Genomic DNA, 24968 nt, shown 5'->3' with positions numbered 1-24968 from the left:
AGAATTAAATTCAAATGAAAGGAGTATGAAAAATGAACCGGGACCGACTTCTAACGATTATTGAGGCTTTAGAACGTAATACTTATAAAGATCATGGCATGACCATCTCTCAAATTGAAGATTATTTAAATAACCAGGAAATTAATGCTGGTTTAAAGGGAATTAGAAATGATCTAAATTTTCTAGAATCCAAAGATGGCCTCCGGAAAATCAATTCTTACCGTCAATCACAAAGAACCGAGAAATTCTATTGGTTGGAAGAACACTTATTTGAGCTCCATGAGTTACGACTTTTAATGGATGCTATTTCTGCTGCACGTTTTATATCTGAAGGCACTACCAAAAAAATTATTGTGAAGCTTAAATCGCTTACTAGTGATCAATTAGCGGAAAAACTTGAAAATGAATTGGTGAACTGTGAAACGAAATTTGATGCACCTTATTTTGCTGATAATATACAAACCGTTCACGAAGCTATACGTCAAGGGAGGGTATTAACATTTTGTTATGGTCGATATAATGTTCGGAAAGAATTTGTACTTTCTGGAGAACTAAAACATCCGAAAATCTATCAAGTGTTTCCATATGGTGTTTTATGGAGTCAAGAATATTATTACTTAATAGCCGCAGATGAAAAAAAGAAAAAGCTCATTCATTATAGAATTGACCGTATGCGAGTTGTGGAAATAGGAGATGAGAAATTTGTTCCGGACCCATCATTTAATTTATACAACTATCGTTCGAAGCTTTTTCATATGTATGCAGGTGAAGAGCAAAGTATTGAAGTGGAATTTGATAATCACTTAATCAATGTGGTTATTGACCGTTTTGGGACAGGGGCCAATATAAAAAAGATTAGTGATAGTCGATTTCGCCTTATAACCCCAGCAATTGTTAGTGATGGGTTAGTTAGGTGGCTTTTGACTTGGGGTTCTGATGCAAGAGCTATTTATCCATCAAACCTAGTTAATCGAATGAGGGAAGAAGCGGTTAAATTTAATGAAGTATATAACGGAAAAACATGAGATCCCCAAAACGGCGGTTCATAATTTTGATTCAGTGATATATTGATTTTAACGAATGGAGGAGAGAGAATTATGGCATTAATCACAGCGGATGTATTAAAAAAACATTTTAATATTTGGGCACATTTTTACAAGGCACAAGCTGGGGAAAAAGAGTATTTAATGCGCAGCGAAGCAAGAATTATTCGAAAAGGGAAAGAGTCGGCAAAAACAGACGCTGTTATTGTAATGGCGAATCCAGGTAGTTGTTCAGCTGTCGATAAAAACGCTAAGTTTGAAGCATTCCCAAAGGATGGAGGGGAAAAGGAATTTGTTGCAGCCAACCCCGATCCAACTCAATATCAGTTAATGAATTTGATGGAGCGTATGAAATGGAATTGCATTAAGATTATAAATCTATCGGATGTTTGTACGGGTAATTTTGATGAGTTTAAAAAGTTCTTAAAGGAGTTTAGGGAGTCTAATAATAAAAGTCACTCCATATTTAATGAGAAAAGATTAAAGGAGTTAGAGAACCACTTGGAATTAAACCCAACTTTAATATATGCCTGGGGTGGTGAAGCTGCCATTAAACAGTTTACTAGAGTTGTAATTGAAAAAGAAAAGAAGCATAAAGGTTTATTACATTCGGAAAGATCATATTATCGTCACCCTAGACCAGCAAAGTATGCAGATCGTATTATATGGCTTAATGAAATGGAAGTTCACTTGAAGGAGGCATAAAGATAACGATGATATTGACTAAGGATTCCCGGAAAACACTTATTGCGACAATATATGATCATGGAACTGCTTTTATTGAAGAAAAAAGGCAATTGTCCTTAGGAAAATCTCGTACATCCTTGGAATTGAAAGACTTATCTCCTCAGATTATTTTGGATACGCTTTTTGTTAAAGATGTCTGTGTTCATCAACAACAAATTGTTCATGGAGTAAAAAGCGAAAAAGAATTATTAAATCATTTTATTGGCAAAGAAATTTTGTACCAAGAAGATGGTCAGATTGTTCAACAAAAAGCTCAAGTTATTTCTGCTACCCCTGAAGTTATTATCCAGTTTATTGATACGAAACAAGTAGTATTTAACCCAACAGGAAGGTGCATTTTTCCATTAGAAGACCTAAGTTTATTTATGACCACAGTTAGTATGGATTTGACACCAACTAATGATGAGATCACGATTTTTTATGGTACTAATGGATTCTCATGGCGAATGAATTATACATTAATAGTTAATGGAGATGTATGTCACCTAAAAGCAGATTGCGTCTTTAAAAATAACTGTGGAATGGATTTAGAAGATGTACACATCCAGTTAATGGCTGGTGAAGTGAATATAGAGAGGTTTTTACAATATTCTGAGTTGAAATTGTACAGCGATCAAACTGGAAGCTCTGAAATTGATACTTTTAGAGTAGGGGGGCATCATCTTCTTGTTCTACCTGAAAAAATTAGTCTAGAGAGTGGAAAAGAATTGTTTGTTAATTATTTTGATGTTGCTAACATTCCAATAGAAAGAGTATACACATTTCTTCCTAATTCTTCACAGTGTTCAATAACATATACTTTTGAAAATAGTAAGGAGAATAACTTATTCTACTTATTACCAAAAGGTAGAGCTCATATTTATGAAGAACACGAACGGGTGGCATTTGTAGGTGAGGTGCATGTTGATAAGATTCTTCCAAATCAGAATGTGACTCTAAGGTCAGGTATAACAACAAATCTATCAATTAAAAATAAAAAAGAAATTCTCAGTGTTAATAATGAAGATTATCATCATTATAGATACACATATACTATTAAGAATAAAACGGATAAAAATGAGAAAGCACAAATAACTCATCGTTTTGATCGAGATGATTGGGAAATGTTAGATTTTAATCAGAACCCTATTGATTTGAATGGAAAAGAGATTACTTTTGAAATGAGAGTAGCTGCTAATTCAACTGAGAAACTAATATTTGAATATATGGAATATAGCAATTGATTGTATTTATAGGTATTTTCATCGTATTGTTCGTGTATTTTATATTTTCTAAGCCTATTAAAGACAATCCATCAAAGGGAAGCATGGGGACGGTTCTCGTGCTTCTTTTAGCCTTTTACTTATGAAGAAGAATGGGGACGGTTGTTTCCCCTTCTATATTTTGAATTTAAATTATAGGTGCCTGGTCACTCCTTGAACTCTGTCGAATATTTAATCGGCAAACTAAGGGTGGTCCAGGCATTTTTATTTAAAGTACTTCAATATATTTCTGATATAATATAACCATGTAATTATCTTCTAATTTAGTATAAATATAGAATTAGGGTCTTAATTTCTTAGAAACGGAGGAACTATCATTGGCATATTTAAAATGTAGTTGTGGTTCGTTATTAAAAGGGTATCAATTAAGTCATCGTGTATTATCAAGGGGTGAATACCGTCTTGTAGAGTATAAGGTTGGAGCGGCATTAGAACCTAGTCCATGGAATAACCTTGATATATCTACAAATTGGATGGAAGACAAAAGTGATGGTGTGTATTGTACACAATGTCATGATGAAATTGAACTTGACCCTGCAGAGATTCCTATAATTGTGGACAAAAGAATACCAGGTGTTAGCTCAAGTGAATTTCATTCAGATGAAATTATTGAAAAACTAGAACAGTTAAGCATAAAAGAACGGGCTGAAATCTATGTCCACACTATACCTGAATCTGAACCGACCTTTGGTCCTATTAATGAAGAATTACCTAAAAGCTTGTATAAGGCCCTTGAGAGGATGAACATTACTTCTTTATTTTCACATCAAGCGGAAACGTATAATGCTGTTAGGGAAAAAAGGGATGTAGTTCTCGTTACTCAAACAGCATCTGGAAAAACACTTTCATTTAACTTGCCAATCTTACAAGGATTATTAGAAGACCCTAATGCAAAGGCACTCTATATTTTCCCTACAAAGGCCTTAGCGGACGATCAGGTGGAACAGCTTTATCGTTGGACAGAGGAAGACGTAGAAGATAAAGAACTCGAGCAAGATGAATGGTTTGAGAGAGTTATTAAACTTGGATCAACATACATACCGTTCGGAAGACTTGATGGAGATACTCAACCTGGCTCTAGAAAAAGATTATTGAATAATGGGCGGATACTTTTCACGAATCCAGATATGATCCATCATTCCTTATTGAAGCAATATCAGGGTAATAGCCATTCTTCAACGCATATTACCAATCTATTTAAAAGCCTTAAGTATATCGTTATAGACGAAATGCACTTGTATCGAGGTGCCTTTGGTAGTCATGTTTCCCTTGTCCTTCGACGTTTGAGAAAGGTTTGTGAAGAGCTAGGTAACCCCAATATTCAGTTTATTTTATGCTCGGCAACGATAGATAAACCAGAGTTTTTAGCACAAGAGTTAACAGGTAAATCAAATTTTAAATTAATTGATAATGACGGTTCATTAAAAAGAAGACGTAATATCGTTTTCTGGAACCCAGGGATTACTCTGGATACAGGAGTAAGAAAAGCACCTGTGTCTGATGCCCTAGCCATTGCTGAAGAAGTTCTCGTACATAACGAAAAAGTAATCCGAACGATAATGTTTCAGGGTTCTCGTCTACAAGGAAAAGTAACTGCGAAATATATGAAGGATGTTTTAAGAAAGAAGTTAAGATTGAAAAAAGAGAATGTTAGTGGGGTGCAACTAGCAGCCTTTTATAATGGTATGTTAAGTGTTGATGAAAGAAAACAAGTTATCCATGCGATAAAGAAGAGTGATGTTCATCTTGTTATTACGACAAATGCCTTAGAAGTAGGTATTGATATTGGCGATTTGAGTTTTGCTCTATTAAGTGGTTATCCAGGTAGTAAGGCAGCTTTTTCACAACAGATTGGTCGAGTCGGGAGAAAAGGTGAAGGCGTTGCTGTAATGATCTTTGAAGATGAACCACTACAACAATTTTATATGCAAAATCCGAAAAGCTTCCTTGAAAAGCCACCAGAAGTGGTAAGAGTCGACCCTAAGAACCTATCATTATTAAAACTGCATCTGGCGTATCTTCAAGAAGAGTTGGGGAGACCTATTACGTTAGAAGATTTAAACTTGTTTGTAAGTAATACTGCACATGCTGATCTATTATTAAGTGAAATAGAAGAATCGACTGATGAAGATTTAGAAAGATGTAGTCTGAGATCAGGATCTTCTCAGAATTATAAAGTAGTTACGACCAAGAAACGTGAGGTGTTATTGGAAAGTGTTGATGAGTGGACAGCCTTTCGGGATTTCCATGAAGGAGCGATCTATTGGAATGCTAACGAAAAAGGATATCGTGTTGATAGTATTAATCGAAACAAATTAGAAATATTAGCAACACCTCTAACAGGAGAAGTTGATTATTATACTCAATCTAAATTCAAGGATTTTATTAGTATTTCAGAACAAGATGATACAAAGGGATTGTCAGATCAATCTACCTTTTCAACGGGAGTATTGAAGATAAAAAGAACTGTTTTTGGTTATGCAAAGTCTTATTTTAGTTCACGAATTCTGGAAGCTCACAATCTTGAAAATGCACTTGTTGCTAATTTTGATGCAGAAGGATTCTGGATTTCTCTTTCAAACACATTCTTGGAGAATACTAAAGAATCTTTAGGATCTGATTTCACACCAGAAAAACTTGATGGCTCTATAAGGGCAGCTGAACATGTTTTGTTATCTATTATTCCTGATACTATCATTTGTGATGGAAACGACATATCTAGTTTTTCAGGTTTATCCTTATCTTCTTTCGGAGGAATGCCTGTAATTGGATTTTTTGGGAATCAATCAGGTGGAATGGGAACAACAAAAGCAATTGGTGAGCACTTGAATAGAATTGCTGAAAGTGCATTGAGATTATTGGAAAATTGTATGTGTGTTGGTGGATGCCCATCTTGTATTCAATACCCAGGTAAAGATAATGATAATTTATCTAAAGCCGGAGGAAAACATATATTGCATATGCTTTCAAAGATTATTGAAAGTGATCGTAAGGAGGTTGAAAGTACTTGCCTTTAGTATGTCTTGAATGCAGTTCAAACAATATAAAACAAATCAATTTTTTTCAGATTAGTAGAAAATATAAAAGGGCTACTTTCATGAGAAAGATTAGACAACCTTCTAACGGAATTCGTCTAGATTCTTGGATAAAAGAAAACGAGGTTCAGCTGGTTGATGGCGTTTACTGCCAAGAGTGTAGCTCTCATATTAATGAGGAATTCCTAAGTACTGAAGAGAGGATATTATTCAAGGATAACCGCATGGAAACATGGTCCTTTCAAGATTACTCTATTAAAGAGGTTGTTAATAAGATTAAAAATGTCGGTGAAAAATTGGGTTCAAATGTAGAACAATATTCCATATCGAATAGTGAACCAGTTTTTGGAGAATTAGATAGGCCTTTACCTGAAGCACTGTCTAATAAGTTGAAAGATAGAGGGATTGAAAGATTATATTCTCATCAAGCAGAGGCTATTAATAGGGTTAGAAATGGTGAGAATGTCATTATCTCAACTGGTACAGCATCCGGTAAATCTATGATCTATACAATTCCTTCTCTTGAATTGTTCTTGAATGACGAAGATTCAACTGTTCTTTATTTGTCACCACTAAAAGCCTTAACAAGGGATCAGCTTCAATCACTTGATTTTTATAATGATGAAATCAATGGTGAGAATACATCCTTTGCCTATAAAACAATTAATCTTGGAAATAAAATCATTAAAGCTGGAGTTCTCGAAGGAGGGAAATCAGACCTTACAAAAGAATTAACCTACCAAAACGCTAGATACTGGCTAACAAACGTCCATTATTTACATTTCATACTTCAGGGTGCAGTCCATTTTAAGAGTAAGAATCATTTTATAAGGTTCTTTAAAAACTTAAAATTAGTGGTACTAGATGAACTTCATGCCTATAACGGAGTGTTGGGATCAAAAGTGGCAATGTTGTTACGAAGGTTGAGAATTTTATGTAAAGCATTAGGGAATACAGATCTGCAATTCATTGCTTGCTCTGCTTCCATTGGAAACCCTAAAGAATTGGCTGAAGAAATTACTGGGTTAAAGGGGCGGAATGAATTTTCTCTAATAGATAAGGATGGTAGTCCCTTATACGAGCGAGAAATACTATTGTGGAATCCTGGGATGCTTGAACAAAAATCAGAACACAGAACCCGTCGAGCACCAATCTCTGAAGCAATTGAAATTCTGGGACTTTTGACAGAGAGCTATAGGATGTTACCTAAAACAATCATGTTTTATGGAAATAGACGAGCAACTACAAATGCTAGCTTTGAATTGAATAATGCTATCCGTTCAAAATTAGGGGAGATATCACAAGGACAAGGAGTAGATATTCCATTCGAATTATTTTCGCCTTTCCATGCCCAATTGAACTCCCATAAAAAGCAGGAAGTAATGGATAGATTGAAAAAAGGAGAATTGTTAGGTTTAGTCTCTACATCGGCCCTTGAAATGGGAATTGACATAGGTGATTTGAATCTTTGTATCATGATCGGATATGCGGGTAACAAAGCTAGTTTCTTACAGCAAGCTGGTCGAGTAGGAAGGAAAGGACCTGGACTTGTTATTCAGATCTTTAATGAATATCCATTGGAACAATATTATGCATCAAACCCAGTTGAATTCATGGAACGAGCACCAGAACAGGTAACTATCGATGTAGCAAATTCGAATATAGTTTCTGAGCATATGCAATATGCAGCCCATGAAGTTAATGGGAAAATTACTTCAGCCCATAATTATTTTAAAGTATCCGCTGCCCGAAAAGCAGAGGGATTCTCCGATAGTATGGAGGAAATAGGTAGGGGAACATGGTCACTAAAAATTCCCGATCTAAAATATAATAACCTTTTAAGCACTAGCAAATTATACTCAGTTGTATGTACATCTACCAGTGAACATCTTTACGAGGGTGTAGATGAGCGGTCCTTATTAAGAGATTATCACTATGGAGCTGTATTCCTTTATAATCAGAGAACATATAAAGTAACTAGAATATCACAGAGAAATAATGAAATCTTGACAGCTCCATTTAAAGCTGATTATACAACGAGGTCTCAGATCAATGATTCTATTTATGTTGTAGAAGAAGTTACTAGGAGCAATCTCAACCATCTAGTCGAATTAGGTAGAGGAAGGCTTGAAATAACAAGAAGGTTATGGGGCTACAAAAAGGTGAACTTATTTGGCGGTTCTAGCACGGATTTAATAGAGGATGGCAATATGTATCCTGTGAAATATTCGACTGAAGGTCTGTGGATTCAACTAAAAAGAGATAACACTAATGAAATTAATGAAGGAACATTACATGTTATTGAACATGCAATTGCATCCGCAATTCCAACAATCGTTAAATGTTCACATAGCGATTTTTCATTACTATCTTCATTTAATCTAAAAGAGTTTAACTTCATACCGACGATTGTCTGCTACGAAACAAGCGGAGGTGGTGCAGGAATAATGGAAGTAGTCGAACAAAGACTTTTACACATTCTAAAAAAGGGATTAGAGATTCTAAAATCCTGTCCATGCTCCAATGGATGTCCCAACTGTACACACCTATCATTCTGTGAGAGGAACAATGATTCTCTTGATAAATCAGGGGGGATCTTGTTGATGGAGAGCATAGTTGCTGATGAGGTGTTAGTTTTAGGAACTTGAAGAGTCTGCATGGGTCCTACAATAGAACCTTCGAAATGTTACTTGAATACCCCTGACGCAATGGATCTTCATTAAAGCTGAATTTTATCGGTTTATATTGTATTAGTTAATCTACTTTTACAGCACAACTACAAATTCACTCTAGCATTTAGACTAATCCATTTTTAGTATATGCTAGAGTTATATTTATAGGATAGGAGCGGAAATAAATGACAAAGTGGTGGATGATTCGAGCTGGAGATAATAATGAGTTAATACCTGTTTGGAAAGAGAAAGGAATAGCATCGATTGGTTGGCCTAAACTCGGTAATCCAAAACATTATCTATCTAAAGAGGATATGCTAATTATGAAGCATGTGGACGGTTCTCGTGCTTCTCACCAAAACAATAGTTAAGTTTTATCAGCGTGGTTGGGCATTAATCGAGCAATTCATGTTAGAAAATTCGATTGAATTCTATGAAGTAAAGGTTGGTGACGCATTTTTAAGTAGTATATTTGATAAGAGATCTTTTTCAGAACTTACCCGAAAGGAAAAGGATATCATTCGCTGTGTCAATGTACTTACTGAGTATCAGACTACAGGTATTATTAATTTCAGGTCTGTTCGGAAGCCTTATCACTTTGAAGGAGAAATCGGAAACCTAATTCTAGGTTTTTTGATTTACAGGAAATCACAGGGGATGTCAGAGGATACTGTAACTAGTAACAAACTGTATCTTCATAGATTATTGGGCTATCTTAATTCAAACCAAGTTCTAAACATTCTCAGATCTGGGTAAGCAACATATTCTAGGTTTTATCAATGGCCTAGGTTTCTATTCTAAATCTACTATCCACTGTATGCTCTCTTCCTTAAGAAGCTTTCTAAGATATTTAACTGATAATAGGTTTTTAGATTGTAATTTATCTTATCTAGTACCTAAAAGTAGCTACAAAAAGGAAGCGCGTCTACCAACAACTTCGAACCCTCTAAAAAGGAGAGTACCTGTATCAGAAGAAAGAGAACCTCCATCATTCGATACTTTTATTTGACGATTGAAGTCAAGTGTTAATTGCGGTAAAGTAGCCATTATAAGAATCCTGTCTGTTGGTTATTTTATGGTGATTTAACCTTAGCAGAAACGGATTCTTTTTTCATTTTTTTCATGCATAACAAAGGGCAAGAAAATCAATGAAATAGGCATTTGTAGCCTATTTTAAAATATCGGTGAATAATTCAGGCATTGTATAAATATGATAAAATGTAAAACAATGAATTATTGAAACCAAGGAGATAAATGAGGTAGGTGCAACTATGCAACAGAAGCAAAATTTAATTGACGCATTTACGCAAAGTTTACCTGACTATCTTAGTGATGTTGAAAGCCCGTCTGGAAAACTCTTTTATTCCATCACATGGAATCAGATAGAAAGCCATTTCAACAAAGAAAAACCATTAAGAATCCTAGATATCGGGTGTGGATTTGGGATAACAAGTATTTGGCTATCAGAACTCGGACATCAAGTAACAGGCATCGATATTACCCCAGATATGATTGAAACTGCCAAACAAAAAGCTGAGGAAAAGGGTAAAAACATAATGTTTCTACTCGGGGATCTTACTAGTTTAGAACGTACACTCGAAAGTGAAACTTTTGATTTTATTCTTTGTCACAATGTTCTTGGATATATAGAAAATCCTACAGAGATCTTGGAAAAACTTCAATCGCTTCTTACAAAAGATGGTTATATTTCAATCATCAATCACAATCCTGCGTCTAAGGTTTTAAAAAAAGCTATTGTAGAAGAAGATATAATTCAGGCAAAGGAAGCCATTGGAAAAGAACAGGAATTCAACCCTCTAATTGGTGCTGTTGTTCATCAATACAGTACAGAGACGTACTACAAATGGTTTGATCTTCTGAAATTGCAATTGACTAAGCACTATGGGGTTCGATGTGTGTTTGATTATCTTCATGAAAACAGTACTCTAAAGCATGCCCGTCATGTTGATGATCTTCTTGCACTTGAATTAGAACTAGGAAAAATGAGTCCTTTTAAAGATATCGCTTTCTTTTCCCACTTTATTATACAAAAAACAACATGATTATTTTTTTTCAATCTAAGCCTTTATCTGAACAGAATGGTTTTATCAACAAGAAAACCAGTTACTAACGAGGGCAAAAACATAGCACCTATATGAAATCCACTGACAAGTCCTAATTATTCAAACCATGTCCATGGTGTCCCATATGTATTGGTGTGATAGGGAAAAGGTACCAGGCACTCTCCAAATAAATGGAGAGTGCCTGGTACCTAGTGGGTTTCGGAATGCTTGTATTAGTTTTGGTGCCTGTCACCACCCGGAATTTGTCGAATGTTGATAGGATTATAGAGATTAAGGCTGTGATAGAGTAAGTAGTGCAACTGAATAGGGTGGTTGGTTGTTTGGGGTGCATTTGCACCACCCGTTTTTTCTTGTGTCACAGCCGTGTTCCACAGGTTGTTTTGATTGTAACCGTCAAGTTGGCTAAGTTTATTTTGACTGAACAATGGTAATACAATATTGAGAATTATTTTTACGTTTCCTTGTCAGCGGTCAGTACATAACCATATTTTTATGTCATGATATAGATTACTTAGAACTTCTAAACAATAGGTGAGGCAGAACCTTGTAAGGGGATTCTGTCTTATTTTCGGAAGGAGAAACCTTAACGAAACAACTCACAAAAATCATCACTAAATTCAGAGACGAGAGAGGATGGAAGTCTAATCACAAACAAAAGGACTTAGCCATCTCGATCTCTTTAGAGGCAAACGAATTACTTGGAAATTCCCAGTGGAGAACTAATGAGGAAGCAATTGCTGAATCAAGGCAGAACATTAAAGAAGAGATGGCAGATGTATTGATCTATTTTCTTCAACTTGCTGATAGTATGGGTGTGGACTTAGAAGAGGAAGCCTACAAGGAAATAAAGAAGAATGCGTTAAAGTATCCAGTGCCACAAAAGTCAGAAATTTTAGTCTCGGAACAAGAGAATCTCATTATTACTCGAATGAAAGAGAAACTAAATCAGTGCGGTGGAAGAACGACAATCCTGCTTCTTAAGGGAGAGCAGTGTGATATCTGGTTCACATCACTTGCTTCAACCAAGATTCCAGTGCCCAACCAGCTCACATTGGAGGCATTTATAGCAGCGGTTGAACTTGTGGTAAGTAATGGCGGTAAGGCGAAAAAAGGAAATGCTAGAGCCGGAAAGCTTGGGAGTGTAGGTTTAACACTCGATTCAGGAGAGGGATACATTGCTCATAATGTCAAGGAAGGTGAATCCGCCTTTGAACCAGGTTTTGGTTTAGATTGGGCTGGGATTTGTAGGAATGAAAGAGGGTCTACTGGTTTCATCTTATAATCCCCCAAAAAGAATGGCTGTAGTAATATTAATTAACTGGCCAGTACAACAAGATTGAAAAAGATAAACCAATCATTCAATAGATTTGGTTTATCTTTTATGCACTTAATATATCGATCATAGCTTGTCGATTACTCCAAAGGATTGGGTTAATACTTTCAATTTTAAAGGCATTTAATATATTATCATCAACACTTCTTTCTTGATCATTAATAAAGATGTGTAGGTCCGACTTATAAGATAGTTTATTTCGTAAGTCTCGGGTATCACTCCAAGAAAAGATAACATTTGAGAGATTCCCTTTAGAAGGTATATTCATTGTATGAATAACTCGTTCAGGTGCTTTTTTATAATGTGGAATTAAATAGTTAAAGTTATGATTATAACCGCTTTTTCCTGCTAGTAGTATATTTTCATTATATCTAATATCATTCGCTTCCAAGAAGTTTCCAACATCTTCTACAAACAGACTAGATACAGTAGATTTTGAAGTCATAAACATGTCGTTAACAGTCATCATTGCCTGCATTAACATATGTTTCTTTCTAGGAAAGTTTTTTAAGTCAGTTATGATTTGAAGTTCGTTGAGTTCTGGATTAAATGATACACCATATCCATTAATAATGGTGTTGAATAATTGCTTCCGTTTCTTAGAGCTCCCTAATTCAAATCCGGACAACTGTAAATCTGACAAAATAAATCCATCATCAGTTAATTTTATCTCTCCGTTTTCTATAGGAACTGCATAGATTTGTAGTCGATCATTATGTCGATCAAGGAAGGGAGTAGTAATTTCAATAGTGCCAGACTCAATATCTTTATATGAAATCTTAGAGTTAAGCCAATCAATGTATAACTCTTTTAAATTATCTTTAGACGCCATCAAATAAATCCCCTCCTTGAATGATAACTCATGTCTATTACTAATATTATTGTATGTAAAGAAATCTATGAGTACTTGTATCAAATCTTTTGTATTTGTTTTTATTTTTACATCTAGAGGAAAAGCCCACCTATCTTCAAATCCTTCACGATATATATGGATGTGGGGGCAAGGGACTTCTTCCCCATCAGGGTTATCAAGTGGTGGACCATCAATATCTACTCTTACTAATACTGTAGTCTTACGATGTCTGGTTTGAAAAGTACTTTTTGTGGGTTTAATACTACCGCGAGTTACATCAATCATATAGGTATTATTATTTCCATCCTTACAACTTAATAACAATTTATCCCCTGGTTCGGGAAAATTAATTATATTTATATCAGTAAGCAGTTGTTTCAATGAAGAAATCAACATATTTGCTTCAGCTTGAGTCAACATTTGTTTCACTCCTATATTCATAGATAGATTATGGCAGTTATAAATAATAAAATGGTGTCGAGACATGTCGAATGTTCTTCCAGTTAATTCAATAAATCTGAGTAACACTATTTAGGTATTTTCATATTTTTCCACATATGGTAATATAGTCATAGGTATATAGTTTGTAAAATATCTCGATAACGGCAAACTCATAGAAATATGAGGACGCAAAATCACGGATCTAAGGGCAAATACGTCTAAGATGGCCGGATTACCGAAGGATTCTTTCATTTGAAAGACTAATTCTTTTTATTGGGATTAGTCTTTTTTTATTTTACTTAAGGGGTGTTTTCATGGGGTTTTTAAAAGGGTTAGGATCATTTGTTGGTGCTGTTGCAGGGGAAGTAGTAGGAGGAGCCGTTAAATTTACGGGTGAAGTTACAGGGAGTAAATTTATTGAAGAAATTGGAGATGGTGTTAAAAATGCCTCCTATTTTGCCGGAGATAAATTAGGTGAAGCAGCAAGTGGCGTTTGGGATATAGGGACATCGATCGTAACACAAGATGAACAAAAGCTTGATAGAGGTCTTGGTGATCTTGGCAGAGCAGTAGGTGATACGGCAAAAGCAGCAGGACATACGGTTGTTAATATTGTTGAAAACGGTGCAAATGTTGTGACCGGCGTAATCGATGGGGACAATGAAAGACTGAAAAGTGGAGCTAAGGGTCTCTTAATGGCGGGGGCAGTAGGCGTACTATCATTTGGAGTAATAGATATAGTAGATGGTACGGATGGAGTAAGTGCTGATAGTGGAAATAACATGGCAGAAGGTAACACGGAATCAAGTAATGTCCATCAGGTTGCAGCTCATCAACCATCTGTTGAAGCACCTGCTAATGAAAATGTAAATCATGTTGATAATCCCAATTCACATCATGTAGAACCACATTGGCGGACGTTACCTAACGGGACAACTATTTGGGTTGATGGAGACGGTGATTCTTCTGTCAATACAAACGGTGGTTGGGTGCAGGGTAATCCGGATTATCGAGTGAAAGGATAGGATACTACTTTTTGGTAAAATCAGGACTTTACTCCCAATAAATATGATAAATTAGAAGAAATAGTCCAAAGGGATGTGAGGAATTATAATATATAACATCGTTTTATTTTTACATATCTTAGGAACAATTATTATGTTTGTTGCCGTCGGAATTACGTTACTGGCTATGATTTCAATGCTTCATTCTGCAAAGACAGAAAGATTACGGAACTGGGCTGCCTTATCTGTGAGGTTAGACGGGTTACTTCCTTTTAGCGTGATATTTATTTTACTGCCTGGTTTATACTTGGTCTTCTCCACCTGGGGTTGGGGAAATGGATGGGTAGATCTTTCGATAGCAACGTTGGTCGTCATGACATTTATGGGGCCAATCATTAATTTGCGCCGATTTAAAGAGATATTAAACGCAGCCAATGCTGAAACGAATGATGTCCCATCAAGAGAATTATTAGATTGACACTTCCGTAATGAAGGTTAGTAATTTCTTGATTGACAAGGGATATGGAAGTTTAATGATAGTGAATTTATTTTCTTATATTACAACTGATCCGGAGGGACTATCGAATAACAAAGATATTACTAGGATTGAAACAGACATTTACATCCGTAAAGCCATAGAAGATACGGACACAATAATAATGGCATGGGGTAGCGATAAGAGTAAATATGTTCGTAGAAAAAAAGAATTATTAGAGTTACTAAATACAAGCACTAGTACATTAATGTGTTTTAAGGATAAAGAAAACAAAATGGGCAGACATCCTAGTCGTTTAGGAAATGACTTAGAATTATGTGGTTTTTTAGATGTTAAATAGAAAACTTAGTTTCATGTGATCAAGAGATAAGCTAAAGCAGGAGTCTTATACTTCGGCCAATTTTATATTTTATAGATAGATGTGTTATAATCTTTACTTTCATACCAATATGGCATTAAGATTATTTGGAGGAAGTTCACATGCAATTGAAAAGGCAGAATCTTTTAAGTGAATTTTGTCTTTAGTTTGAAAGGGGATCCTTTTAATGAAGCAATTAACAAAAACCATCACTCAATTCCGTGATGAACGAGGTTGGAAAACTAATCTCCACCCAAAGGACATAGCCATTTCCATATCATTGGAAGCAAATGAGCTCTTAGAGAATTTTCAGTGGAGAAGCAGTGAGGAAGCAATTGATGAATCAAGGCAGAACATAAAAGAAGAGATGGCGGATGTATTGATTTATCTTCTTCAACTTGCTGATAGTATGGGTGTGGACTTAGAAGAAGAAGCTTACAAGAAAATGGAGAAGAATGCGTTAAAGTATCCAGTGCCACAACAATCAGAGATTTCAATTTCTAAGAGTGAGGATCTTATTATTACAGGAATCAAAGGAAACTGAATCAGTGTGGTGGGAGAACGACTAACCTACTTCTTTAAAAAACAACTAATTTAAAGGATTAAACAACCGTTAAGCTTAAGTGCTTTTCGGTTTTTTTTAGTTTTGGTGCCTGTCACCACTCGAAATTTGTCGAAGATTGATAGGGTTATAGAGTTTGTGGCTGTATAGAATAAGTAGTCCAACTAAATATGGGCTTGATTGTTTGTGTTGCATTTCACCACCCGGTCTTTCTTGTGTCACTTCTTTGTTTCACAGGTTGTTATTAAGTTTACTTAGAATTTCTAGACAATAGGAGAGGAACAATCTTATAAAGGGTATTTTCTGTCTTTAAATTCAAAAGGAGATATTTAAATGAAATAACCCAAAGAAACCATCACTAAATTCCGAGACGAAAGGGATGGAAGTCTAATCTTATCCCTTTAACTCAGAATGATATACTCCGAAATCAATTGTTTTAAAAAAAGCTGTTTTCAGAAAATTTTTTGCTTTTTAGAATAGGGGTTGATTGTAACGAGAGGCTGCACCATTCCCCGGGGTGGGCGGTGAGCCTCCTCGGCGCAAGGGACGGAAGGCTCTTTTCACTATCGTGAAAAAGCCTAGGTCTCACCTGTTCCACTGCTCCCGCAGGAGTCGAGCACCTTCCGTTCCAATCAACCTAATTATTTTAAAGGTAAGAATTCACCAAAGAATATTTTTAAAAAACACCATCTAAGAAAGAACCTTAAGAAAAAACACCAACAAATAGGTTACGACTATTTATTCTGAGCTAGTGGGATAATCAGTTTGTTTTATTAGGGAAAAAAACATGTACGGAACCTTCCATTACCGGAAAGTTCTATGCACTATATTAATAGTACCAGGCACATGTGAAAGATCTACACATGCATTCTCCCAACCCCATCTTGAAAAGACCAAGTATAAACCAGGCAGTAAAATCAAAATCACGCTAAAAGGTAGTAATCCTTCCCGCGGAAAGGGCTAAATAAATTATGGTATTTCAATTTCGAATTCTTCAATAATTGGTTTAGGTGTCTGAGGCCGATATTTTGGATGAAGCAAGTCCTTTTCCGTCAGATGTAAATCCTATATCACACAGGTTTCCCTTAAGGCGAGTAACTTTAAGATTATCAGTTGATGAAACTGATCTAAACGACACTGGATACTTCAAAGCATTCTTCTCCATTTTCTCATATGCTCTCTCTTATAAGTCCCCACACCAATACTATCAGCAAGTTGATGAAGAAAGATTAATACATCGGCCATCTCTTCTTTTATGGTTCTGACTTGAATCAACAATTCCTTCCTTATTACTTCTCCACTGAAAATTTCTAAGTAATTTCGTTTGCCTCCAAAGAGATGGAGATGGCTAAGATAAATCAATTAAAACAATTATAATTAGTAGCAAATTAGTAGAAAACTAGGGGTAACTAGTATAAACTTAGTATTAACAGTCAAGGATGGAACTAAGAACAAATGGGGGGGAACGGTTTGCAAAAATATGACCAAGAAACCGTGGATCATCTATACAATTCATTTACATTAGATCGGTATCTAAGCCAACCCGAAATTCTTTATAGGCTTCAGACAAATCTTCTACCTTACCAAAAATCAATATGGGAAGATATTTTGAGTAAGAGAAGAATGCAAGGACGGAAAACTGCATTATTGGACCAGAATGGGAATAATCTTTGGTATGTAGTCACTCCCTCAATTGATAGTACTATTCATGAAATTGATTTTCGTGCTAAGGATGAATTGAGAAGAATTGTTTCGAGTGAAATTCATAAGAACGTGGTATTTGATAGTTTAATTGATGAGGCTTTTTATTCTAGTGTTATTGAAGGGGCGTTTTCAACCAAGAAGAGAACAAGAGAATTGGTTGATACAAAGGATCCAAAAAACAAAAGTGAACGTATGATTCTAAATAACTATAATGGACTCCTATATATTTTAGAGAACATTAATACTTCTCTAAATGTGGAGCTTTTTCTGAAGCTGCACAATATCATTACCGAGAATACTCTTGAACCAGATGAAATTTCAGAAAAGTATAGAGATGATTTAGTGTGTATCATGGATGAAAATGCAATTAATACAATGCCCATTTATACTGCTCCGAAAGATGAAGATGTCCAACAGATGATGAATTCTTTGTTCACCTTCATCGGAGACGAGAGTACCTTTATTCATCCACTTATTAAATCCTGTATTATTCACTACTATATCGTATACGTGCATCCTTTCTTTGATGGTAATGGAAGGGTGGCAAGGGCTTTTTCTTATATGTATCTACTTCAGCAGGGATATGATTTCTTTACGTTTTTCTCTATATCAAGTGTCGTGAACCAAAAACGAAAGAAGTATTATAAAGCAATTAAAGATAGTGAAGACTTTAGTAGTGATATGACCTACTTTATCAAGGCATACTTAGAGATGACGAATACATCCGTAAGTGAAGTTATTGAAAAGCTAGTTAAGGAACTAAATCATGAAATCCTTATAATGAATTTAAAGAATGATGAAATATATCTAAATACCAGACAAACAAAAATCTTAAATATATTGAAAAGAAAAGATAACAACCTCCTGACAATTGAGGAGTACAGGAAACGGATGAAAGTATCCTACGAAACAGCTAGACGGGACTTATCCGAACTTGAATCATTAGGTATTTTTAAAAAAATGAAAAATGGGAAAAAATTTATTTTTAAATACCTGGGGACAAAGGGGTACACGGAGTAAGTGCTAGGCACATCAAATTACTGTACCTGGCTGCCCTAGCCAATTCTATCATGCTCGACACTCCATATAAAGTTACGCAGAATATCATCACTAACACTGGTTTAAATCGTTTTTCATGTTGTTACATTTACTATTGCAATTTACGATTTATGGGACGAGGGGACAGGCACTGCGTCCCAAATAGTGCAGGGACAAGGACCCATCTCCACGTCTCTCTGAAGCATGAACTCAGTTATTTCTTGACAAAATTTTGCACTTACTTATAATATAATCGTACCTCTGCCTTATATTCTTCAATTAGTCTCCTTACAAACTGATGGCTTACCTATAGTTTCTGTTTCTCTTGCTTTTAAGGGGGAAATCATGTATTTAAATGATGTCCTGTTAGATACTGGAAGTTCAAATACTATTTTTGATACAGATGAAGTGGAGAAGATTGGAATCACAATTGATCGAACAGCAGTAAGGCCTAGAAGAATGTACGGTGTAGGTGGAGAAAGTGAATTGTGTTATGAGCAATCAATCAGTAACCGATCTAAAAGTTGATGACTTTCAGATGGATACTTTTCAATTGCAGCTAGGGATTACAAAAGAAACTTATGGATTTAATGGGATACTTGGTGTTGATTTTATGGTTAGATCCGGAATGATAATTGATTTTGAGGAGTTAAACGCAAAGCGGAATTAATAAGAGAATACTTTGATAGAAAAGGCATAACTTTGTTTGAGCGGAGGGAAAAGATGCGAACAATAAAGTGCCAGGCACCTTCCATTTAAATCGGCTCAAGAATTCTCGGGAGAACTGTTTTCAAGTGAAGAAGAATAAGTGCCAGGCACATGCTTTATTTTACAAAATCTATGCTTTAGGCGCTTTTTTATTTACTTTGGCATTTAAAGCTGATGAATAGTAAAATACTCTTTAAAACCAGTTTTTCCTTTATCCGTAATTTTGATAGCTCGAGTAGCGGGTAGGTGAGTAATCCACTGTTTTTCAAAACAATGAATAGCTAGAGCGCTTCCCAAAGTACCAGCGAGATGATGCTGCCTCTCACTCCAGTCTAAGTACACGCGTGAAAATGAACGTCGTTTTTTTCGTAATGCTAGCAAATCTAACCCCAAATCTTTAAAAAATTGTTCACCACAAGTTTTGGGTGCCTGTCACCACCCGAAATTACTTCGCCATTTATATTTTTAGGAAACGTTGATTATGTTAGGCATTATGGTAATAAGCCAATAAGCTTTGTGTGGAGATTGCATGAGGAGATGCCTTCGTATTTGGTGCCTCGGGCGAATAAGAATATTTTGTGATTTTTGGTTGGGAGGGGGGATTTGCTATTCCTCTTACAGTTCTAAAAATTATTTTGCTTTTTGATATATTAATATTAGTAATTTTCAGTTCGTCAAATTAGCCAATGAAGAGTTCCGAACGAAAATAAAAACTGGTTTTAATAGTTTAAGTTGAACAGGTACAGGGAAGTTGTTTAAGCTATTAGTGGAGTTAACAATTCGTAGTCTGGTTGCTACATGACTATAAATGCAGCGCACTGAAACATTTCTGAATTTTTGAACTTGGATGAGGATCTTCGACTGAATGAAAAGTTGGTCCTGTTTAGAAACCTTGGAGAAAATTAGATTAGTGAAGTCATCAATGCTGCTGAGTTATTAGGCCTGTGCACTTCCAAGATATGGGGTTCGGAAGTGACAGGTAGTTTAATATAGGAAATTGCAAAGCAGTGTGTGAAAACAAGAAAATCAGCAATTAAAAATATAAGGATAGCGAATTACTCGCTAGTTATATCTCTATTAAAGGAAAATATCCAAATTATTAAATCTTTCATTGTATACATTTAGTAAATCATCAATAAAATTATTTATAGAAATTTGTCCAAGTTCAATAGGGAAGTCTTGAGATACCAGGTTATCCTTTTTTAACTCATCAGTAGTATTGTATAATTTAGGTATATCAGAACTAAAATCAACAATCAATAAAGCGCATCTTTCATACATGTGGTGTTCCTTTGTAGGGTCTAATCTACCATTAATAAAATTAAAAAAACTAATATACTTAGCAATATTAGTTATGTTCTTTTTAAATTTGACTTCATTTCTAACCATCGCAGCATCATCATACTCTCTGACGGGTATCATGTAAACTTCGCCAAGGCATAGATTAGGATTAAGATCATGAAGATTTAGAGCTTCTGCAAATGTTCTTTCAAACAACGTGTCAGCATTCTTTGCAAGACTGCTCATTTGACTTCTAATATTTATTACTAATGTTTGTTCGGTAAGTTCTTTCCCTAAGTAGCAAGTAATATTTTCATGTATCAAAGGTCCCCAAGTTATCTTTTCTTTTACGCGACTTATATTTGTCGGTTGGACACAGATGTCTTGATTTTTTTGTTTTAATAAACCAGTGATTTTTAATTCAGGTTTACTCTCTCCAAGTGGAGGGAAAATTTTTGATGGATCAATGTTTGCTTTAGTAAGCTCAGACTTTATGAGTTCATGTAAATGATTTATTAATCCTTGTGATCTGATTAATGCTTCCTTTGCCTTCTGACCATTCCCATATGGTTGACCTTTAGAATTGACAAGTGAGCCCTTAACGGTAGCAGTTGTAATTGATGTCTCTAGATCATTTTTCATATTTATTAATACATCATTAATATCTAATAATTTATTTGTCTTGTAAATCAATTATTATTCCCCCATTTTATATTCTCTTTAACAATATTATCAATATAAACATTAAATGTAAAAAATGCAAATGTCTTTTATGATAATATGATAGTATAAGTGTCTGATTTGGGAGGGGAAGCTCTTGAGTGTTTGTTGATATCCTAATTTGGTTATAATTCATAATTTTTTGTATTCCTCTGATTCCTTCAATAGGTCAAAATTTAATTCTCTTGGTAAGAAATAAGAAAAATCATTAAATCAAAGTGGGAGATAATAATGCATTATATTTTTGTTGTGAATGATATAAAAAATTCTAAAATGTCTTTAACTAGTGAGGAAATAGTAAGAACATTATTCGAGAAAAAGTATTGGCTTTTTAATGGGAAATATCCAATTCTACACAGAGTTAAAAAGCTTAGAAAAGAAGACAAGATATTATTATATATGGCTGGTATTAACAGAAAGTGTATATATGCTTCTTTTACAATAGCCGGTGAAGGATCTTATATAAATGATATTGATGGGTTAGATGAGTTCTATAAATTATTTACATCAGCTTTACCAATAAAAGATATTAAAGTTTTTACTAAACCTGTTTTAATTAGTGAACTAATTTATCAACTTGACTTTATAAATAATAAAACTTATTGGGGATTGTTTTTTAGACAATCGATAAAGACAATTAGTGAAAAAGACTATAATACAATTAATGATGAAGCACAAAAAAAAGAGCAGTGATATAAACTGCTCTCTTATAGCTCTAAGTTATATTTACTTATTAAATACAAATCAAGTTCCATTGAATCATTACATGATTCAATATAATTAATTTCTTCTGCATTTAATGGAGGTAGGGAAAAATTGTTAATGTATTTCTTTTGATAACAATAATAACCACCACTAATCATATAACTAGTGAGTTTTATATAATAATCCATGATTGTTGAGTTAAGTATCTTGTTTATCACTTTTAAGCTAGGAATAATGTCATGAAAAATACTTTCAGATGCAATTCCATAAATTGCATACCCATTGTTGAATAACGCTTGTTCCTCAAATAACGTGAATTTTGGTTTGTTTGAATTTGTTGGTGAGATTATTTTAGCTCCAAAGCTATCCAGTGCTTGACTCCTTCCATACTCATACCACACGGAAACGCTTGGATTACCAGAGTTTCGAGTGTTTAGTTCTTCTCTTGCTGCCTCTAAATATGAATATGCAAAAGGGTATCTCTCTTTAAATTCACTTTCAGGAATAACTTTAATACTTCCAGTATTATCCTTGTAATATGGATATATTATTCTAACCTTCTTCTTTACACCCTCAGTATTATGGTCAATATTTGTACCTCCCTTAATTAAAGGTACGGTGATTTCTTTTTCAATATTATAAGTATCGCCATTATAATATTTAGAATAAAAATGATTCTCTTCGTCTATCGAATCATTTTTACTAAGACCAATCATATATATTCCATCTTTTTGGGTAGCTATTCCAGTACTTATTTTAAGTTTAAGTCCAGCCTCTTCAATTTTATTGATATTATTTTTCTCAATGTCATTTAATAAATTTATCGTCTCTGAATCTACCTCACTGTAAGATAATTCCTTTAGCGAATCATTTAATTCAGTAAGATCTTCATTTTTAAGATCTCTAACTATCTCATAGTAAATTTTTTCTTTTTTACTTTTATCAAGTGTAATAATAGCTGAATAAGTTTGGGCATTAGGGAACAACTTGCAGTCTTTAAAGTCAATAACTTTCTTAATTAAGTTTTGATTAATTAACAGCTCTCTAAGGGGCTTAGCTGATTTCATTTTAAGGAAATAGTTTGGCACAATATAACCCAAAGTACCATCCTGTTTTAAGAAGTTTACTCCTAATTCGATAAATGCAAAATAAATATTTATACTACCAGATGTTGTGGTTTTATAATTGTTTTTTAGTTTCTTCCTCACTTCAGTATCTAAATCTTGAATCTTAATGTAAGGGGGATTTCCAACTATACAATCAAAACCGTCAGCAATCTCATCGTTCTGAAATTTTTCAATAGCATCTTTTTCTGTACTATCATAACAAACAATGTTCATTTGAATATGATCTTTGTCTTGGTCCTCTCTAAGTGCTAGTAATGTCAATAAAATTTTTGTCCTTCTTACATTTTCCTCCAACAAGTCCATTCCAAATATATTATTTTTAATTATTTTAACAATATTTTCTGATCGATCTCTAGCATATAAACGTTCGACTGCTCTTATTAAGAATGCTCCAGTACCACATGAAAAATCACATATAGTTGGATTTTGGTAATGTTCAATAGTTTCGGAAAGAATATAATCAACTATATAGTTTGGAGTGAAAATTATTCCATTAGAATCGGTAGTTTCCTTATTAAAGAGAGAATAAAAGTAATCCTCTATATCTTTTAACGTCCAAATATTTTTTATCGCTAATAAGTTCTCTTGAATGTCCGGATCATGGTCTTGGAGACAACTTTTTAAAAACTCGTTCTTTATATTTTCGGCATCGATGCCAAACTGGTCTAAAAATACCCTAATTAGTTCACTTTCAATTAGATTAACATTTAATGAATCAACTTTTTTAGCAGTTTCAATAATACTAGTCATATGATCACCTCATCCTAAATATTTTATATGAAACATTTGAGAAATCAAATAAAGTGTGGGAATTGGACAAAATCGGGAAAATATTAATTCTGTGTAAAGCAAAAGGAACGTATGTTCCATTGTTGCTATTATACCATAGTCCTTGGATTTAGTAATGATTTAAACGAAAAAATCTAATATGGGGAAAAATAGTGGTAAGCCAGAGGAGAAAGCATAGGGGCGGTTCTTGTTTCCCCTGCAATATTTTGAATTTAAGCTTTAAGAATGTCAGAAACTGAACTAGAGTGGTATTTTAGAGATAGAGTTAGTTAGATTCAAATTAATTATAGTGAGAATGAGTTTTTTAATACAATTAATCGCTAGAAGAGAGTTGGTATTCTACCTCCCATTTATAAAAGGAAACTTTAGAATATACAGTATCCTAAATATTATAAAATACCATTTTGGATATTACAAAAAAATACAGATTTAGAGGGGAAATGCTAATCTGTGTCGAATCTATATAGAGTAAAAAATACAATTAATATTTAATCTTTATAAAGATTGAGCAGAAATTATAAATATCCTAGGATTTACATTAGACGTTCGAAAACGAGCAGTGACTCCCACTGATATATCTATAGTTTATAAAGAAAAGTTTATCAATGAATTACAAGAGATTGTACAAAAAGAATTTGATAAGAAACTCCGTATGGAAGTTATACTAAAAGGTAAGGATAAGTGGATGTCTAGAGATTATTGTTTTGTTATGCAACCTTTTGATAAGGGACGTTTTGATAAACGTTACGAAGAGGTTTTTGCTCCAGCAATTAGGTCATGTGATTTAGAACCTTATAGGGTAGACCGTGATCCTGGGGTTGTGATTCCAATAGATGATATAGAAAAGGGTATTCGTAATTCTAGGATTTGCTTGGCAGAAATTACTTTAGATAATCCTAATGTTTGGTTTGAGCTAGGTTATGCAATAGCGTGTGGTAAGGATGTTATTTTAGTCTGTTCTACAGAACGCAATCGAAATAACCCCTTTCCTTTTGATGTTAGGCAT

Annotated in this window: 22 protein-coding genes, 2 pseudogenes and 1 riboswitch; of the genes and pseudogenes, 18 read left to right on the top strand and 6 right to left on the bottom strand. The window is 34.4% G+C overall.

All coding sequences use genetic code 11. The features are described from left to right. The first annotated feature begins 32 nt into the window (after window positions 1-32). From ACOI1C_RS19495 to ACOI1C_RS19465, 7 genes and pseudogenes are all read left to right on the top strand, one after another. The gene (locus ACOI1C_RS19495; protein ID WP_422512236.1) at window positions 33-1025 is read left to right on the top strand and encodes a helix-turn-helix transcriptional regulator; all 993 of its coding nucleotides are present in this window, start codon (window positions 33-35) and stop codon (window positions 1023-1025) included. A gap of 72 nt (window positions 1026-1097) precedes the next feature. Further along, on the top strand, window positions 1098-1748 hold the full coding sequence (locus ACOI1C_RS19490; RefSeq protein WP_422512235.1) for a hypothetical protein: 651 nt from the start codon (window positions 1098-1100) through the stop codon (window positions 1746-1748). An 8-nt stretch (window positions 1749-1756) separates the two neighbouring features. Next, window positions 1757-3013: a DUF4139 domain-containing protein gene (locus ACOI1C_RS19485; protein ID WP_422512234.1), complete on the top strand. Its 1257-nt coding sequence runs from the start codon at window positions 1757-1759 to the stop codon at window positions 3011-3013. A 356-nt stretch (window positions 3014-3369) separates the two neighbouring features. After that, window positions 3370-6069 carry a DEAD/DEAH box helicase gene (locus tag ACOI1C_RS19480; RefSeq protein WP_422512233.1) on the top strand — a complete coding sequence of 900 codons (2700 nt, stop codon included), beginning with the start codon at window positions 3370-3372 and terminating at the stop codon, window positions 6067-6069. An 80-nt stretch (window positions 6070-6149) separates the two neighbouring features. Beyond that, window positions 6150-8735 (top strand): DEAD/DEAH box helicase, encoded by a 2586-nt coding sequence (locus tag ACOI1C_RS19475; RefSeq protein WP_422512232.1) that lies wholly within the window; start codon window positions 6150-6152, stop codon window positions 8733-8735. 209 nt (window positions 8736-8944) lie between these two features. Beyond that, window positions 8945-9076, top strand: a pseudogene (locus tag ACOI1C_RS19470) (restriction endonuclease); the annotation flags it as partial. A gap of 28 nt (window positions 9077-9104) precedes the next feature. Continuing rightward, window positions 9105-9515, top strand: coding sequence for a hypothetical protein (locus ACOI1C_RS19465; protein ID WP_422512231.1), 411 nt, complete (start codon window positions 9105-9107; stop codon window positions 9513-9515). A gap of 150 nt (window positions 9516-9665) precedes the next feature. Here ACOI1C_RS19465 and ACOI1C_RS19460 read toward each other — a convergent pair whose 3' ends face one another. After that, complete coding sequence (locus ACOI1C_RS19460) at window positions 9666-9806, bottom strand: hypothetical protein (RefSeq protein WP_422512254.1); 141 nt, start codon at window positions 9804-9806, stop codon at window positions 9666-9668. 224 nt (window positions 9807-10030) lie between these two features. On the opposite strand from ACOI1C_RS19460, the gene ACOI1C_RS19455 reads away from it, so the two are divergent. Continuing rightward, complete coding sequence (locus ACOI1C_RS19455) at window positions 10031-10822, top strand: class I SAM-dependent methyltransferase (protein ID WP_422512230.1); 792 nt, start codon at window positions 10031-10033, stop codon at window positions 10820-10822. A gap of 41 nt (window positions 10823-10863) precedes the next feature. On the opposite strand, the pseudogene ACOI1C_RS19450 reads toward ACOI1C_RS19455, so the two are convergent. After that, window positions 10864-10979, bottom strand: a pseudogene (locus ACOI1C_RS19450) (MFS transporter); the annotation flags it as partial. 468 nt (window positions 10980-11447) lie between these two features. On the opposite strand from ACOI1C_RS19450, the gene ACOI1C_RS19445 reads away from it, so the two are divergent. Then, window positions 11448-12125 carry a nucleotide pyrophosphohydrolase gene (locus tag ACOI1C_RS19445; protein ID WP_422512253.1) on the top strand — a complete coding sequence of 226 codons (678 nt, stop codon included), beginning with the start codon at window positions 11448-11450 and terminating at the stop codon, window positions 12123-12125. Between the two features lie 97 nt (window positions 12126-12222). Here ACOI1C_RS19445 and ACOI1C_RS19440 read toward each other — a convergent pair whose 3' ends face one another. Further along, window positions 12223-13449, bottom strand: coding sequence for a DUF6978 family protein (locus ACOI1C_RS19440; RefSeq protein WP_422512229.1), 1227 nt, complete (start codon window positions 13447-13449; stop codon window positions 12223-12225). A gap of 174 nt (window positions 13450-13623) precedes the next feature. Then, window positions 13624-13710: riboswitch (cyclic di-GMP riboswitch) on the top strand. Window positions 13711-13784: 74 nt separating this feature from the next. Between ACOI1C_RS19440 and ACOI1C_RS19435 the strand changes: the two genes are divergently transcribed. The 4 genes from ACOI1C_RS19435 (at window position 13785) to ACOI1C_RS19420 (ending at window position 15872) form a co-directional block, all read left to right on the top strand. Further along, entirely contained in the window at window positions 13785-14495 is a 711-nt protein-coding gene (locus ACOI1C_RS19435; protein ID WP_422512228.1) for a hypothetical protein, read from the top strand. An 82-nt stretch (window positions 14496-14577) separates the two neighbouring features. After that, on the top strand, window positions 14578-14952 hold the full coding sequence (locus ACOI1C_RS19430) for a DUF2269 family protein (protein ID WP_422512252.1): 375 nt from the start codon (window positions 14578-14580) through the stop codon (window positions 14950-14952). A gap of 10 nt (window positions 14953-14962) precedes the next feature. After that, window positions 14963-15310, top strand: coding sequence for a DUF1643 domain-containing protein (locus ACOI1C_RS19425; RefSeq protein WP_422512227.1), 348 nt, complete (start codon window positions 14963-14965; stop codon window positions 15308-15310). 205 nt (window positions 15311-15515) lie between these two features. Beyond that, window positions 15516-15872 (top strand): nucleotide pyrophosphohydrolase, encoded by a 357-nt coding sequence (locus tag ACOI1C_RS19420; RefSeq protein ID WP_422512226.1) that lies wholly within the window; start codon window positions 15516-15518, stop codon window positions 15870-15872. Between the two features lie 1164 nt (window positions 15873-17036). On the opposite strand, the gene ACOI1C_RS19415 is transcribed toward ACOI1C_RS19420, so the two are convergent. Then, a complete protein-coding gene (locus ACOI1C_RS19415) occupies window positions 17037-17165 on the bottom strand; it encodes a hypothetical protein (protein ID WP_422512225.1) in 129 nt (42 codons plus the stop codon). Between the two features lie 195 nt (window positions 17166-17360). Between ACOI1C_RS19415 and ACOI1C_RS19410 the strand changes: the two genes are divergently transcribed. The 3 genes from ACOI1C_RS19410 (at window position 17361) to ACOI1C_RS19400 (ending at window position 19302) form a co-directional block, all read left to right on the top strand. Further along, on the top strand, window positions 17361-18614 hold the full coding sequence (locus tag ACOI1C_RS19410; protein ID WP_422512224.1) for a Fic family protein: 1254 nt from the start codon (window positions 17361-17363) through the stop codon (window positions 18612-18614). A 363-nt stretch (window positions 18615-18977) separates the two neighbouring features. Beyond that, window positions 18978-19160, top strand: a complete 183-nt coding sequence (locus ACOI1C_RS19405) for an aspartyl protease family protein (protein ID WP_422512223.1) — start codon at window positions 18978-18980, stop codon at window positions 19158-19160. Next, window positions 19114-19302, top strand: coding sequence for a hypothetical protein (locus ACOI1C_RS19400; protein ID WP_422512222.1), 189 nt, complete (start codon window positions 19114-19116; stop codon window positions 19300-19302). The genes ACOI1C_RS19405 and ACOI1C_RS19400 overlap by 47 nt, the downstream gene beginning before the upstream one ends. 1115 nt (window positions 19303-20417) lie before the next feature. Here the strand turns inward: ACOI1C_RS19400 and ACOI1C_RS19395 are convergent. Next, a complete protein-coding gene (locus ACOI1C_RS19395; RefSeq protein WP_422512221.1) occupies window positions 20418-21314 on the bottom strand; it encodes a hypothetical protein in 897 nt (298 codons plus the stop codon). Window positions 21315-21572: 258 nt separating this feature from the next. Between ACOI1C_RS19395 and ACOI1C_RS19390 the strand changes: the two genes are divergently transcribed. After that, window positions 21573-22034 carry an EVE domain-containing protein gene (locus ACOI1C_RS19390; RefSeq protein ID WP_422512220.1) on the top strand — a complete coding sequence of 154 codons (462 nt, stop codon included), beginning with the start codon at window positions 21573-21575 and terminating at the stop codon, window positions 22032-22034. Between the two features lie 14 nt (window positions 22035-22048). Here ACOI1C_RS19390 and ACOI1C_RS19385 read toward each other — a convergent pair whose 3' ends face one another. Then, window positions 22049-23923 (bottom strand): HsdM family class I SAM-dependent methyltransferase, encoded by a 1875-nt coding sequence (locus ACOI1C_RS19385; protein ID WP_422512219.1) that lies wholly within the window; start codon window positions 23921-23923, stop codon window positions 22049-22051. 598 nt (window positions 23924-24521) lie between these two features. Here ACOI1C_RS19385 and ACOI1C_RS19380 point away from each other — a divergent pair. Beyond that, the coding region (locus ACOI1C_RS19380) for a hypothetical protein (protein WP_422512218.1) at window positions 24522-24968 on the top strand (447 nt) is incomplete at its 3' end.

Source organism: Bacillus sp. DJP31 (genome assembly GCF_049310945.1).
GTDB lineage: Bacteria > Bacillota > Bacilli > Bacillales > SA4 > Bacillus_BS.
Note: the sequence above shows the minus strand (reverse complement) of the source record. Positions and strands in the feature narration are given on the sequence as shown.

Bases quoted from the DNA above. Each gene is read 5' to 3' on its own strand.
- ACOI1C_RS19405 (WP_422512223.1), top strand. From the start codon at position 18,978: ATGTATTTAAATGATGTCCTGTTAGATACTGGAAGTTCAAATACTATT.
- ACOI1C_RS19425 (WP_422512227.1), top strand. From the start codon at position 14,963: ATGAAGGTTAGTAATTTCTTGATTGACAAGGGATATGGAAGTTTAATG.
- ACOI1C_RS19475 (WP_422512232.1), top strand. From the start codon at position 6,150: ATGAGAAAGATTAGACAACCTTCTAACGGAATTCGTCTAGATTCTTGG.
- ACOI1C_RS19390 (WP_422512220.1), top strand. From the start codon at position 21,573: ATGCATTATATTTTTGTTGTGAATGATATAAAAAATTCTAAAATGTCT.
- ACOI1C_RS19440 (WP_422512229.1), bottom strand. From the start codon at position 13,449: ATGTTGACTCAAGCTGAAGCAAATATGTTGATTTCTTCATTGAAACAA.
- ACOI1C_RS19490 (WP_422512235.1), top strand. From the start codon at position 1,098: ATGGCATTAATCACAGCGGATGTATTAAAAAAACATTTTAATATTTGG.
- ACOI1C_RS19485 (WP_422512234.1), top strand. From the start codon at position 1,757: ATGATATTGACTAAGGATTCCCGGAAAACACTTATTGCGACAATATAT.
- ACOI1C_RS19435 (WP_422512228.1), top strand. From the start codon at position 13,785: ATGGGGTTTTTAAAAGGGTTAGGATCATTTGTTGGTGCTGTTGCAGGG.
- ACOI1C_RS19385 (WP_422512219.1), bottom strand. From the start codon at position 23,923: ATGACTAGTATTATTGAAACTGCTAAAAAAGTTGATTCATTAAATGTT.
- ACOI1C_RS19455 (WP_422512230.1), top strand. From the start codon at position 10,031: ATGCAACAGAAGCAAAATTTAATTGACGCATTTACGCAAAGTTTACCT.
- ACOI1C_RS19495 (WP_422512236.1), top strand. From the start codon at position 33: ATGAACCGGGACCGACTTCTAACGATTATTGAGGCTTTAGAACGTAAT.
- ACOI1C_RS19420 (WP_422512226.1), top strand. From the start codon at position 15,516: ATGAAGCAATTAACAAAAACCATCACTCAATTCCGTGATGAACGAGGT.
- ACOI1C_RS19460 (WP_422512254.1), bottom strand. From the start codon at position 9,806: ATGGCTACTTTACCGCAATTAACACTTGACTTCAATCGTCAAATAAAA.